Source organism: Pseudoalteromonas sp. NFXS39 (genome assembly GCF_040148775.1).
Lineage (GTDB): Bacteria > Pseudomonadota > Gammaproteobacteria > Enterobacterales > Alteromonadaceae > Pseudoalteromonas > Pseudoalteromonas apostichopi.
In genome coordinates, this window is the sequence record NZ_JAGDEC010000001.1 from 443,161 (window position 1) to 455,619 (window position 12,459).

The 12,459-nt window shown below is 40.5% G+C and carries 12 protein-coding genes; 9 read left to right on the top strand and 3 right to left on the bottom strand.

Translation table 11 applies throughout. The features are described 5' to 3' along the window. Positions 1-66: 66 nt before the first annotated feature. A complete protein-coding gene (locus J3455_RS01945; protein WP_130052687.1) occupies positions 67-495 on the bottom strand; it encodes an Lrp/AsnC family transcriptional regulator in 429 nt (142 codons plus the stop codon). Between the two features lie 204 nt (positions 496-699). Here J3455_RS01945 and J3455_RS01950 point away from each other — a divergent pair, with 204 nt between their 5' ends. The 6 genes from J3455_RS01950 to J3455_RS01975 all read left to right on the top strand — a co-directional run bounded on the left by J3455_RS01950 (position 700) and on the right by J3455_RS01975 (position 7,706). Then, a complete protein-coding gene (locus tag J3455_RS01950) occupies positions 700-1,905 on the top strand; it encodes an aspartate aminotransferase family protein (protein ID WP_130052688.1) in 1,206 nt (401 codons plus the stop codon). A 46-nt stretch (positions 1,906-1,951) separates the two neighbouring features. After that, the gene (gene astA, locus J3455_RS01955) at positions 1,952-2,986 is read left to right on the top strand and encodes an arginine N-succinyltransferase (protein WP_130052689.1); all 1,035 of its coding nucleotides are present in this window, start codon (positions 1,952-1,954) and stop codon (positions 2,984-2,986) included. 18 nt (positions 2,987-3,004) lie between these two features. Beyond that, a complete protein-coding gene (gene astD, locus J3455_RS01960; protein ID WP_286260643.1) occupies positions 3,005-4,477 on the top strand; it encodes a succinylglutamate-semialdehyde dehydrogenase in 1,473 nt (490 codons plus the stop codon). A 40-nt stretch (positions 4,478-4,517) separates the two neighbouring features. Then, positions 4,518-5,321: a DUF1338 domain-containing protein gene (locus J3455_RS01965; protein WP_130052691.1), complete on the top strand. Its 804-nt coding sequence runs from the start codon at positions 4,518-4,520 to the stop codon at positions 5,319-5,321. A 28-nt stretch (positions 5,322-5,349) separates the two neighbouring features. Further along, positions 5,350-6,240 carry a hypothetical protein gene (locus J3455_RS01970; RefSeq protein ID WP_130052692.1) on the top strand — a complete coding sequence of 297 codons (891 nt, stop codon included), beginning with the start codon at positions 5,350-5,352 and terminating at the stop codon, positions 6,238-6,240. Positions 6,241-6,488: 248 nt separating this feature from the next. After that, positions 6,489-7,706 carry a type III PLP-dependent enzyme gene (locus J3455_RS01975; protein ID WP_167657524.1) on the top strand — a complete coding sequence of 406 codons (1,218 nt, stop codon included), beginning with the start codon at positions 6,489-6,491 and terminating at the stop codon, positions 7,704-7,706. Between the two features lie 91 nt (positions 7,707-7,797). Here the strand turns inward: J3455_RS01975 and J3455_RS01980 are convergent, their stop codons facing one another. Beyond that, positions 7,798-9,078, bottom strand: coding sequence for a flavohemoglobin expression-modulating QEGLA motif protein (locus J3455_RS01980; protein ID WP_167657523.1), 1,281 nt, complete (start codon positions 9,076-9,078; stop codon positions 7,798-7,800). A 79-nt stretch (positions 9,079-9,157) separates the two neighbouring features. Then, positions 9,158-10,024 carry a TlpA family protein disulfide reductase gene (locus J3455_RS01985; protein WP_349560889.1) on the bottom strand — a complete coding sequence of 289 codons (867 nt, stop codon included), beginning with the start codon at positions 10,022-10,024 and terminating at the stop codon, positions 9,158-9,160. 189 nt (positions 10,025-10,213) lie between these two features. On the opposite strand from J3455_RS01985, the gene J3455_RS01990 reads away from it, so the two are divergent. The 3 genes from J3455_RS01990 (at position 10,214) to J3455_RS02000 (ending at position 12,455) form a co-directional block, all read left to right on the top strand. Next, positions 10,214-10,474 carry a DUF3081 domain-containing protein gene (locus tag J3455_RS01990; protein ID WP_130052696.1) on the top strand — a complete coding sequence of 87 codons (261 nt, stop codon included), beginning with the start codon at positions 10,214-10,216 and terminating at the stop codon, positions 10,472-10,474. A gap of 7 nt (positions 10,475-10,481) precedes the next feature. After that, the gene (locus tag J3455_RS01995; protein ID WP_130052697.1) at positions 10,482-10,781 is read left to right on the top strand and encodes a hypothetical protein; all 300 of its coding nucleotides are present in this window, start codon (positions 10,482-10,484) and stop codon (positions 10,779-10,781) included. Between the two features lie 78 nt (positions 10,782-10,859). Beyond that, positions 10,860-12,455 (top strand): AbgT family transporter, encoded by a 1,596-nt coding sequence (locus J3455_RS02000; protein ID WP_130052698.1) that lies wholly within the window; start codon positions 10,860-10,862, stop codon positions 12,453-12,455. Positions 12,456-12,459 lie beyond the last annotated feature (4 nt).

Consider the following 12,459-nt stretch of genomic DNA (forward strand, 5'->3'; position numbering starts at 1 on the left):
AATACAAGCCTAAATAACTAAATAGAGTTATTATAGACAATAGAAGCAATTTTACCTGAAAAAGGGTTAACGCTTAAACTTTGTCTCTAAAATTACCGATGATGTGGTTCGCTCCACGCCATCCAAGTTACCAATGTCATCTAAAAGGTGGCTAAGTTTTTCTAGGTTTTGCGCTTGCACAACGGCAATCAAATCAAATTCACCACTAATTGCATAGAGCTGTGAAATAGCATCAATCTGCTTTAACTCAAGGTTAGTTTTGGTAGTGAGTTTTTGCTTAACTTTAATCGACACATGCGCCGATACCATTTGGCTCAAATAGGCATCACCATAGTCTACACTATAGCCTTTGATTACACCTGTTTCTTCTAATTTTAACATTCGACTTTGCACTGTTGATCGCGATAAGTTAAGCGCTCTAGCAAGGTCTGAAATACTCGCACGAGCATTGGTTCTTAAAATAGCTAATAGTTTTTCATCTTGTGCAGTTATCAATTTGACTACTCCGTTCGTTAATTTGCTTTTTATTTTAGTCATTTTTCACAAAATAGCACTGCAAATTTAAGTCTCTAACCCAGATAATAAGAAAAATAGATAAGAAAAATAATCTCATCGTGCTTAATTAGGCAGGAACGGCTTAACTGACCTATTTTTTGCAATTTAACTTTTTTCATACTAAGCCAGATTTAGGTGCAATAAATGCAAGTAACAAGAGAACTTTTTAACGACGTAATGGTACCAAACTACAATCCATCAGAGGTTATTCCTGTTCGCGGTGAAGGCTCACGTGTTTGGGATCAAAACGGTAAAGAATTTATCGATTTTGCAGGTGGTATTGCTGTTAATTGTTTAGGCCATTGTCACCCGGCTCTTGTCAATGCGCTTAAAGAGCAAGGCGAAAAAATTTGGCACTTATCAAACGTTATGACGAATGAGCCGGCACTGCGTTTAGCTAAAAAGCTAACAGACGCAACATTTGCAGATAAAGTATATTTTGCAAACTCAGGTGCCGAAGCCAATGAAGCAGCATTAAAGCTAGCACGTCGTTGGGCATTAGATGTCCATGGTGAGCAAAAGAATCAAATCATCGCCTTCAACAAAGGTTTCCACGGTCGTACATTCTTCACTGTTACTGTCGGTGGCCAAGCGGCTTACTCTGATGGTTTCGGGCCTAAGCCAGCTGCAGTCGATCACTGTGACTATAATGACTTAGCTGCTTTTGAAGCGCTTATCAGTGACAACACTTGTGCCGTTATGATGGAACCTTTACAAGGTGAAGGCGGTATTATTTCGCCAACTAACGAGTTCGTTAAAGGCGTTCGTGCGTTATGTGATAAGCACAATGCATTACTTATTTTTGATGAAGTACAAACTGGTGTCGGCCGCACAGGCGATTTATATGCATATCAAGGTTTAGATGTAACGCCAGATATTCTTACGACAGCAAAAGCATTAGGTGGTGGTTTCCCAATTGGTGCAATGATTACAACGGCTAGCATTGCAGAGCATTTAAAAGTGGGTACCCATGGTTCTACTTACGGTGGTAACCCACTTGCTTGTGCAGTAGCAGAAGCTGCTTTTGATACTGTAAATACAGCAGAAGTACTAGCAGGTGTTAAAGAGCGTGAACAACTTTTACGTGACGGTTTTGCTGCAATCAACGAAAAATACGACGTGTTTAGTGAAGTACGTGGTAAAGGTCTATTATTAGGTGGGGTTCTTAACAGCAAATTTGAAGGCCGTGCACGTGACTTCCTAGTAGCAAGCACAAAACATGGTTTAATGAGTCTTGTTGCTGGTACAAATGTTGTTCGCTTTACACCGTCTTTAGTGATTCCATTAGAGGATATCAAAGAAGGTTTAGCTCGCTTTGAAAAAGCGGTTGCAGACGTTGTAAACGGTTAATCCTAGTTGGCGCATGCTTTAAGCATGCGCCATTGGAGTGCACTTAATGCAAGTATTACGTCCTATAACAGCAAATGATTTTGCTGCGTTAAAACAAATTGCTGTTGAATCTGGTCATGGTTTTACCTCTTTACCGGTTGACGACAATTTACTACAAGAAAAAATCGAACGCGCGGAACGCAGTTTTGCAAAAGACATTAATAAACCACAAGACGAAACCTACTTATTTGTTTTAGAAGACAGTGAAACGGGTGAAGTTATAGGTACAACGGCTATTGAAGCTGCTGTGGGTATGTCAGTTCCTTTGTATCATTACCATCTAGGTAAAACTGTTCACCATTCACGCACTCTCAACGTATATAACACCGTTGATATTCTAAGTATGTGTAACGACTATACAGGTTGCTCTGAAATTTGTACTTTGTTCTTACGTGAGCAAAACCGCAAAGGTTTAACGGGTCGCTTTTTATCACGTTCGCGCTTCTTATTTATGGCGCAGCACAGTGAACGTTTTGCTGACACAATCATCGCAGAAATGCGTGGTGTTAGTGATGAAGACGGTCACTCACCGTTCTGGCAATGGTTACAAGAGCACTTTTTTAGCATTGAGTTCCCACAGGCAGACCATTTAGTTGGTTTAGGCGATAAAGTATTTATCAGCGAATTAATGCCTAAGTACCCTATCTATGCCAACTTACTGAGCAAAAAAGCACAAGCTGTGATTGGGAAGGTCCATGAAAAAACAAAGCCAGCGCTTAAACTTCTAGAAAAAGAAGGGTTTGAGCACCGAGGTTATGTAGACCTATTCGATGCAGGGCCAACTGTTGAAGCAAAACTTGGCAATATTCGCAGTGTTCGTGAGTCACAAGTTTGCCCTATCACCATTGGTGAGCTTGCCCATATCAATGAGAAGAGCTCAGATACATTAGCTATCTGCAACCAGGGCGTGAATGACTTTAGAGCAACATTCACCAAACATGCTCATTATAACCACGCTAAGCATACGTTAATCGTCAGCCAAGAAGTGGCAGATGCACTTAAATTGAAACAAGGGGATGCAGCACGGTTCTTCCGTTTGTAACCACTTAAGGAGTTTAAAATGAGTGTAACAACTCAACTTATCGATAACCAATGGCAAGCAGGCCTTGGTCATGATTTTAGTTCAATCAACCCAAGTAATGGCGAGGTTGTTTGGCAAGGTAAAACAGCCACGGCTGAACAGGTAGCTGATGCTATCAAAGCTGCCCGTAATGCTCAGCTTGGCTGGGCTGATATGGCCCTTGAAGATCGCATTGTAATTCTTGAAAATTTTGCTGCTGAACTAAAAGAGCACAGTGAAGAGTTCGCAACCATCATTGCCCGTGAAACAGGCAAGCCATTATGGGAAACACGTACCGAAGTAGGTGCAATGACGGGTAAAATTGCCATTTCAATCAGGGCCTATAACGAACGTACGGGCACTACAGAAAACCCAATGCCGGGCGCTAAAGCATTTATACGCCATAAGCCTCATGGCGTTGTTGCAGTATTTGGCCCATACAACTTCCCTGGTCATTTACCGAATGGTCATATTGTGCCTGCTATTTTAGCAGGTAATACAGTTGTATTTAAGCCATCAGAACTAACGCCTCATGTTGCTGAGTTCACTTTAAAGCTTTGGCTAAAAGCAGGTTTGCCTGCTGGTGTGATTAACCTAGTACAAGGTGAAGTAGACACTGGTATTGCGCTTGCATCTCATCAAGATATCGATGGTTTATTCTTTACTGGTAGCTCTAATACAGGCCATCTATTACATAAGCAATTTGCAGGTCACCCAGGTAAAATCTTAGCGCTGGAAATGGGTGGTAATAACCCACTAGTCGTAAAAGATGTCGCTGATGTAAGCGCGGCTGTTCACGATATTATTCAGTCTGGTTTCATTACTTCTGGCCAACGTTGTACCTGTTCTCGTCGTTTATTCATTGAGAACTCGGCAAATGGCGATGCAATTTTAGAAAAATTAATTGCTGCAACAAAACAAATTAAAGTAGCCGATAGCTTCAGCGAAGATCAACCATTTATGGGTGCAATGATCAGCGAAAAAGCCGCATTAGGTATGGTTGCAGCTCAGCAACAGTTACTTGATATGGGAGCGACTTCTCTTGTTGAGCTTAAGCATTTAGAACCGGGTACAGGTTTTGTAAGCCCTGGTATTATTGATGTAACAGCTGTTGAAGATATTCCTGATGAAGAGCACTTTGGTCCTCTTATCAAGGTTTACCGCTACACAGATTTCGATAGCGCGATTAATGAAGCGAATAACACCTCATTTGGTTTATCTGCTGGTTTATTAAGTGATGATAGTAATGACTACCAACATTTCTTAAAACGTATTCGTGCCGGTATCGTTAACTGGAACCGACCAATTACAGGCGCATCAAGCGCTGCACCGTTTGGTGGTATTGGTGCCAGTGGTAACCACAGAGCGAGCGCTTATTATGCTGCTGATTACTGTGCGTACCCTGTTGCTTCTGTTGAAGCCGAAAAAGTTAACTTACCACAGACCCTTGCGCCGGGCTTAATTATTGAATAATTGATTGGCGGCTTCGCCGCCTTAATTGAAGGAATTAAACATGCACACAGATGTAAACGCCCTATTTGAAAACCTATGGGAAAACTATTTATCAGTTACGCCTTCGGCAGTAAAAGTACATGAGCTATTAGGCTCTACTCAAAAAGATGACGTGATTAACGATCACATCGCTCTACGCACTTTTAATCATGAAAAAATCGGTTTAGAAAAGCTAGCTGCGCACTTTTTAGCAGTTGGTTATAAAGAATGCGGCGAGTACCATTTTGAGGCAAAGAAATTGTACGCTAAGCACTTTGAACATTCTGATCCAAAACAACCTAAAGTATTTATCTCTGAACTACTTGTTGAGCAATGTTCAGAAGAATTACAAGCTATCGTAAATGATATGGTTTCACAGATTGACGAAAGCGATGTAACAGCGGATAATTTCCTCTATTCAGGTACACATTGGCAAGTAAGTTCAGAAACTTACAAAAAGCTATTAGAAGAGAGTGAGTATGCAGCGTGGATGTCGGCGTGGGGCTACCGTGCTAATCACTTTACAGTAAGCATCAATGAGCTTGCTAAATTTGATGACATCGAAAGCGTAAACCAGGCACTTAAAGATGCAGGTTTTGCATTAAATACATCTGGTGGTGAAATTAAAGGTTCACCAGAAGTTTTACTTGAGCAATCTTCAACACTTGCTGATGACAGTGAAGTTGAATTTAGTGATGGCGTTGTAGCTGTACCTAGCTGTTTCTATGAATTCGCTCTGCGTTATGCAAAACCAGATGGCGAGCTATACACCGGCTTTGTTGCTGCATCAGCTGATAAAATATTTGAGAGCACCAATGCTCGATAATTAAGTTTTTAATCAATACCCGAGCCATATGAAGACACCAAGGTTTAACAGTCAGACAAATCAATTCCTTCAACAAATGGCTTGGGCATTTATTCTTGTTTCATTTTTTGCCATAACATTTTTTAGTACTGATACTAAAGCAAGTGAGAAGCGCAAACTAACCATCCTATCCCACTCCTATTTTGCAAATGAGTTTGATAAAAGAAACATCAACGAGCATTTTCTTAAAGTTATCAAACCTGCTTTAGGCGATGAATTTCATCTAAGTGTACAATTTACGAATCATGCTCGATTAATTAAGCGTCTTTCAAGCAAAGAGCCTAGCTGTACTTTCAATGCAATAAAGTCAGCTGAACGAGCTGAGCACATGCTGTTTTCAAAAGTACCCACTTTTATGCACATGCAAAGACAGCTTTTCGGGTTAAAATCAAATATAGACAATCTTCCTTCCCCTGTTTCTGTTACCTCTCTTTTAAAAGAGAAGTATATTTTCGGAATTATTGGTTCCTCGAGCTATCAACAATTAGATTCATCTTTTGAAAAATATCGCTCAAAAATTGCTAATATCTATGGTGAAAATCCATTTCTGCAATTAAGTAAGCTACTTTTAAATCAACGTATTGACTTTATCGTCGCATATCCTGAGTCTCTATATGCTCACTTAAACGAAGATCAATTAAAGCTGGTAAGTTCTCGTCCAATTAGTGAGTATCCTGAGTTTACTAATGGCTATTTCACATGTAGTAAAACGGCTGAGGGCATACATGCTATTAGATTAATGAATACATACATGATGACGCCACCTATGGCGGAATATCTGTACGCCATTCATAAAGCCAATAACCTGTCAGCTGATCTCGAAGCAATGCTTAATGTTTATAAAAGAAGATACAAAATATCCTTCAAAAACAACAGTTAATTGATTTATTTTCGCTTCATGAATTTCCTAAAAAAAAAAGCTTGCACAATAAAAAAAGCAGATATATTATCTCGCCGCTTCTTGATGATAGCCAATCCGAGTACATTACAAACACTGTTTGTAGCAAGGCGATAGAGCAACTATCCAAGAGTGAATTTGATTGCACATAACAATAAGTGCGTTTAATGACACTCAACTGACTCGGACTCCCATTTTCCCGAGCTGTTGCTTAATTGCCGGAGAGTAAAATGGCTATTTCTACACTAACACAAGATTTAACAATCAAAGTACCTGCAGCTGCGGTTGCTGCTAATGAGTCAATTGCACAACCATCAATCCAACTTCTTGAACAATTAGTTACACAACATGGCGCACCTCTAATGGTGCTTGATTGTGAATCTGTTCGTCATCAATACCGTGCATTAAGCCGTGCTTTACCAGGTGTTGTTTTACACTTTGCACTAAAGCCACTTCCTCTGGCGGCGGTTGTTCGCACTCTTTTAGAAGAAGGTGCAAGCTTTGATTTAGCAACGAGCGGTGAAGTTGACTTAGTAGCAAGTCAAGGCGTGCCAAGTGATCGCACTATTCACACACACCCTATAAAGCGTGATCGTGATATCCGTGATGCACTTGAATACGGTTGTAACGTATTTGTGGTTGATAACATCAATGAATTAGAAAAGTTCATTGCTTACAAAGATCAAGTTGAATTACTTGTGCGCTTAAGCTTTCGTAATGCAGAGTCATTCGCTGACTTATCGAAAAAGTTTGGTTGCAGCCCAGCAATGGCCATCGAAATCATTACTTACGCGCAACAATTAGGTATTCGCATAAAAGGTTTGTCGTTCCATGTTGGTTCACAAACAGCGAGCCCAGCTAAATACGTAACAGCAATAGCTGCATGCAACCAAGTAATGAATGAAGTAGCTGACTTAGGATTACCAGCGCTTAGTACGCTTGATATTGGTGGTGGTTTCCCAGTGCCATACAGCAAAGACGTGCTGCCAATTGATGAATTTTGTGCGCCAATTAATGATGCGTTAGCACTGTTACCAGAGACAGTTCGCGTGATTGCAGAACCGGGTCGTTTTATTGTTGCAAGTGCTGTAACTAGTGTTGCATCGGTAATGGGCCAAGCAGTTCGTGAAGGTAAGCCGTGGTACTACTTAGATGATGGTATTTATGGCTCATTCAGTGGTTTATTATTTGATGAAGCATCATACCCAATAGAGTCGTTAAAACAATCAAACGAACGCGTAGAATCAGTATTAGCAGGCCCTACTTGCGACAGTATCGACGTAGTGAGTGAGTCAATCATGCTACCAAAATTAGACAATGGTGATTTAATTATCAGTCGTATGATGGGTGCTTACACATTAGCAACCGCGACAGATTTTAACTTCTTCAAGCGTGCAAACGTTATCATTCTCAATGATGTAGTGCAGGTTGACGCACTTACTGGTTAATCGTTTCCTCGACTAAAAGCATGTAAGGCAACATGCTTTAAAACTGAAAATGCAGCTGCTCATTCCAGCTGCATTTTTTTTGTGTATTTGTTTAAAGAAAGAGTGGTTTGTAATCGTTTTCTAACTGTTCAAACGACAAGTTGCCAATAAAACGACCAAAGCTCAACCAAGTTGCTAAGCCTCGTAAGTCTTTAAAGTGTGGTGGAATAAATTTAGGATCTTCAATGACACCTAAATCATGTAACTGTGATATCAATCTAAAATCATCAATTGAGATTTTACCGACCAATAATAAGTGCAATTGATCAATGCGACCTAATTGTATTGCCACACGAATAAGGTTATACACTAAAACGAAACCTTTGATATAGGCGATATCTTTGGTAAAAGGTAATCCCGTTGCTGTACTTCCTCTAAACACGCGTTGAGTGAGTGTATAGCTGTCGTCTTTACTTAAACCTTGAGCTATATAGTCGCGATAGATATCAACAAACTCAGCACCATCAATGACTTTCGTAATACCTTGAATACGATTAACTAATTTTGCTAAACGTCGAGGCGTCGATTTTAAGGTAATAATTTCGGTCAACACAGCAAGCCCTTCTTGGGTGACCGTAGAGCTAGGTGTGCCTTTACTCAAACAGGTTAAATAAGGCTGTGCTAAGCCATTTTGGGTCGTACCTACATGGATCCAGCCTTCATGCACTTCTAGAATATCAAGCTCACGCTGGGAAAACTTAACATCTTGATTAAGTTTTATATTATTTGCACCGGCTGCAGCATCACTGACAATACCGTCACTAAGAATGACCTCAACATCGATACCTGGCATCGTTTGAGACACTTGTGATGCGAGAATTTTAACTGCATCTTCGGCATCTATATTTTTTGGATCATCAGGCAATATATCGGCATCAAGCATACTCTTTAGCGGCTGCTCAAGCATGGTTGCAAGCTCAGAAAGTGAAGGCTCTCCAGCATGAAATAAATCTTTAGGATGACCAAACAACTCAACAGATAGATCATGAAACTCCGGGGTACCACGATACTCAATCATACTGAGTACGGTTTTATATTCAGTACACATCTTGCTCATGTATTGGGCGATTGGATTTAACTGCCCTAACTGGCTGATGATATCGCGATTTAAATCAGAAAAACCTCGGCGCAATTCGCTTGGTACAAAACCAAGGTCACGCTGTTGGTAATAGGCTTGATCAATCGTAGGGTTTTTCTGGCATTTGTGCTTAAAAAACTCTTCTTTGATTTGTTTATCCCAATTGATTGCATCAAGGATACGAATGGGTGTTTGCAATGCAATTAATCGGTCTGATAATTCGCGTGTTTTTGCTAATAATGCCTTATCAATCATGCTCTAGGCTCACTAAAAAATGAGCCTAGAGCATAGGCTAAATTTACATAATTACAAAGCAAAATTAATCAGTTTTTAGCTAAAATTTAGCCTGCTTAGAAACTAATCTTCCATCGCTGTATATAAGCAGATTTGGTACCGAATTAATGTCATTTTTGATAAATAAATCATTACCATAATCGATTGAAACGGGCATGGTTGCAGAGAATTTATCAACATATTCTCGCACTGCAGTTTGATCGGTCCACAACTGACTTACTTTAACCTCGACATCAATCCCTTGCTCCGCCAACTTATTAACATGTTGCTGTGCTAATACGCACTGCTTTGCCATAGCAGGGCGAGTGTCGGCCAAGTACCAATCACACCACGTTGCGGTGAAAAGCACTACTTTTTTGCCTTTATTCGGAATAACCAAAGGCGTTGCTTCACTTTGCTTTTCACCAAGTAGCCGCGCTTTTTCAACTTTGCCATTGTGTGATAACAAACGTAACGTGTTATCAAGCGCTTTATCAGCTTCGTGACCTTGAAAAATCACTTTTTCATCGCTATCAATTAGCACATGAAAAGGGGTACCCATAAATTCATAGTGTTTAGCAACCTGAGCTGTGAGATCAGTAAATAATGGCATGCTAAGTGAAAAACGTTCTTTAACCTTAGCAACAGAGTGTGCATCATCATTGAGGTCGATATTTATCGCCACAAATTGAATTTTATCGCCATATTGTTCGTAAGCATGCTGAAAATGCGGCATCTGCTCCATACATGGCTTGCACCAAGTTGCCCAAAACTTTAAATAAACTGGTTTTTTGCCTAAGAAACTTTCAAATTTGACGATTTGCCCTGCTTCATTTTCTAAAATAAGCGTGTCTGTATTCGCTGATATTCTTTGGCTTACAAGCATCAAGCCTGTCAGCAATATCATGAGGAAAAACTTATATTTCATAGTACGTTCCTTAAATAAAACCAAGCGTAAGCGTAATGTAAGCCAAAATATTGTAAATTTTCGACATCTGCTGGCTAAATGCAGATTTAATGATTTATCGCAAAGTAGAGGTTAGAAACACTCAAAACATTAAAAATAGCACTAAACTTTTTATAGATATGAAACGTATTGCACAAAAAAGGAGTCATCATGAAAAATGAGCTAGACGGTAAATTAATTCTTTCTGTATATGAGAAAATCATTCAACACGGTGAAGATCATGAAGATGGGAAGCTATACGAAGGTATTTGTGCTTTTTCCGATATCGATGGTTATACCGTATATCTTAAAGGCAGTGGTGTGTTACTTCGCTTTGGTTTTCACAATACCTACCACCTTGACTACCAACATGAAAAAAACAAAGAAGACTTTTTAAAGAAAGTGCTATATATCGCAGAGCAGGAACCATAAATAGATAATGAAACGACGGGTAAAAACTGAGTCAAAGCAACAGCAAGCGTTTATCAACCAAGTTATTAATGAACTTAAAAATAACCCTGATAAGTTAGATATCATCCGCGATAATCTTAGCTACTATCGAGAACAACAGTTCCTCAAACGTGGTTTTCTGCTTGCTATTGAGCGATTTGACTGGGTGTTTGAAGCAAGTAACGATGTAGACCAAATCTGTGCGCAAATTCTAGCCGATGATTACATTGGTAAACGTTTGCGCCGCTATCCCTTGCTATACAAGGGCGTATTGGAACGTACCTATTAGCTTTGCCCACCGCTAAAACATGATCTGTCCGGTAAAAAATGCTAGGTTAGCGCCATTTTGAAATAACGAGAACTGGACATGTCAAAAACTATAAACTCTCACAATACCCATGAGGGTGGCAATAATGGGTTGTTTAATCGATTTTTAGCCACCGTTGAATTTTTGGGTAACATGCTACCCCACCCTATCACATTATTTGCAATGTTCTGCGTTGCTATTATTGTTTTTAGCGGCATCGCCGATTGGTTTGGATTAAGTGCTATCGACCCACGTCCGGAAGGCGCTGCGGGTCGCGACCCTGATGGTGTTATTGAAGTTGTCAGCCTACTTAGTGCAGAAGGCCTCCAGCGTATCGTTACCGGCCTTGTTACCAACTTCACCAGTTTCGCACCACTTGGCACGGTACTGGTTGCTTTATTAGGCGTAAGTGTCGCAGAGCACTCAGGTTTACTCTCAGCTGCTATGCGTGGCATGGTGATGGGCGCATCTAAAAGGCTCGTTACTTTTATGGTGGTGTTTGCTGCGATTTTATCAAATACGGCGTCAGAGCTTGGCTACGTGGTACTTATTCCATTAGCAGCGATGATATTCCACAGCCTTGGTCGTCACCCACTTGCCGGTCTTGCTGCCGCATTTGCTGGTGTATCAGGTGGTTACAGTGCCAACCTATTGCTAGGCACCATTGACCCGCTACTTGCAGGTATCACAACACCTGCAGCACAAATGATTGATCCAAATTACCAAGTTGGCGCAGAAGCAAACTGGTATTTCATGATGATCTCTGTATTTTTAATTGCCATTTTAGGCACTTTCGTTACAGAAAAAATCGTTGAACCACGCCTTGGCAAGTACAACCCTGAAGAAGCAAGCAATGATTTACCAAAGAATGACATTGCTGGCCTAACCGATAAAGAAAAGTCAGGCCTTAAGTGGGCGGGTGTTTCACTGTTAGTGGTGTCATTATTACTTGCTTGGACAATTGTTCCTGAAGACGGCATTTTACGTAACCCAGAAACAGGCCTTGTTGCACACTCGCCATTTTTAAAAGGCATTGTGGTATTTATCTTTGTGACTTTCGGTATTCCGGGCTTTGTTTACGGTCGCGTTGTTGGCACTATGAAGAACGATAAAGATGTCATTGATGCCATGAGCAAAAGTATGAGCTCAATGGGTATGTACATTGTGCTGGTTTTCTTTGCCGCGCAATTTGTTGCTTTTTTTAAATGGACTAATCTAGGCACAATTTTAGCTATTAACGGCGCCGCTCTTTTACAAACACTGAACCTAACTGGTCCTGAAGTATTCGTGCTATTCATTTTAATGTGTGCATTGGTTAACTTAAGCTTGGGTTCTTCATCAGCACAGTGGGCGGTAACTGCACCTATCTTCGTACCAATGTTAATGCTAATAGGCTACGCGCCAGAAACCATTCAAGCTGCATATCGAATTGGTGACTCGGTTACTAACCTCATCACACCAATGATGAGCTACTTTGGCTTGATACTGGCTGTAGCAACTAAATATAAGAAAGACATGGGTATTGGCACACTAGTTGCGACCATGCTGCCTTACAGCATGATCTTCTTTGTTGGTTGGGTAGCGTTATTCTACTTATGGGTATTTGTTCTGGGATTCCCAGTTGGCCCTGAATCACCGATTTATTATCAGCCTTAATCTC

Bases quoted from the DNA above. Each gene is read 5' to 3' on its own strand.
- J3455_RS01950 (WP_130052688.1), top strand. From the start codon at position 700: ATGCAAGTAACAAGAGAACTTTTTAACGACGTAATGGTACCAAACTAC.
- astA (WP_130052689.1), top strand. From the start codon at position 1,952: ATGCAAGTATTACGTCCTATAACAGCAAATGATTTTGCTGCGTTAAAA.
- astD (WP_286260643.1), top strand. From the start codon at position 3,005: ATGAGTGTAACAACTCAACTTATCGATAACCAATGGCAAGCAGGCCTT.
- J3455_RS01965 (WP_130052691.1), top strand. From the start codon at position 4,518: ATGCACACAGATGTAAACGCCCTATTTGAAAACCTATGGGAAAACTAT.
- J3455_RS01970 (WP_130052692.1), top strand. From the start codon at position 5,350: ATGAAGACACCAAGGTTTAACAGTCAGACAAATCAATTCCTTCAACAA.
- J3455_RS01975 (WP_167657524.1), top strand. From the start codon at position 6,489: ATGGCTATTTCTACACTAACACAAGATTTAACAATCAAAGTACCTGCA.
- J3455_RS01980 (WP_167657523.1), bottom strand. From the start codon at position 9,078: ATGATTGATAAGGCATTATTAGCAAAAACACGCGAATTATCAGACCGA.
- J3455_RS01985 (WP_349560889.1), bottom strand. From the start codon at position 10,024: ATGAAATATAAGTTTTTCCTCATGATATTGCTGACAGGCTTGATGCTT.
- J3455_RS01990 (WP_130052696.1), top strand. From the start codon at position 10,214: ATGAAAAATGAGCTAGACGGTAAATTAATTCTTTCTGTATATGAGAAA.
- J3455_RS01995 (WP_130052697.1), top strand. From the start codon at position 10,482: ATGAAACGACGGGTAAAAACTGAGTCAAAGCAACAGCAAGCGTTTATC.
- J3455_RS02000 (WP_130052698.1), top strand. From the start codon at position 10,860: ATGTCAAAAACTATAAACTCTCACAATACCCATGAGGGTGGCAATAAT.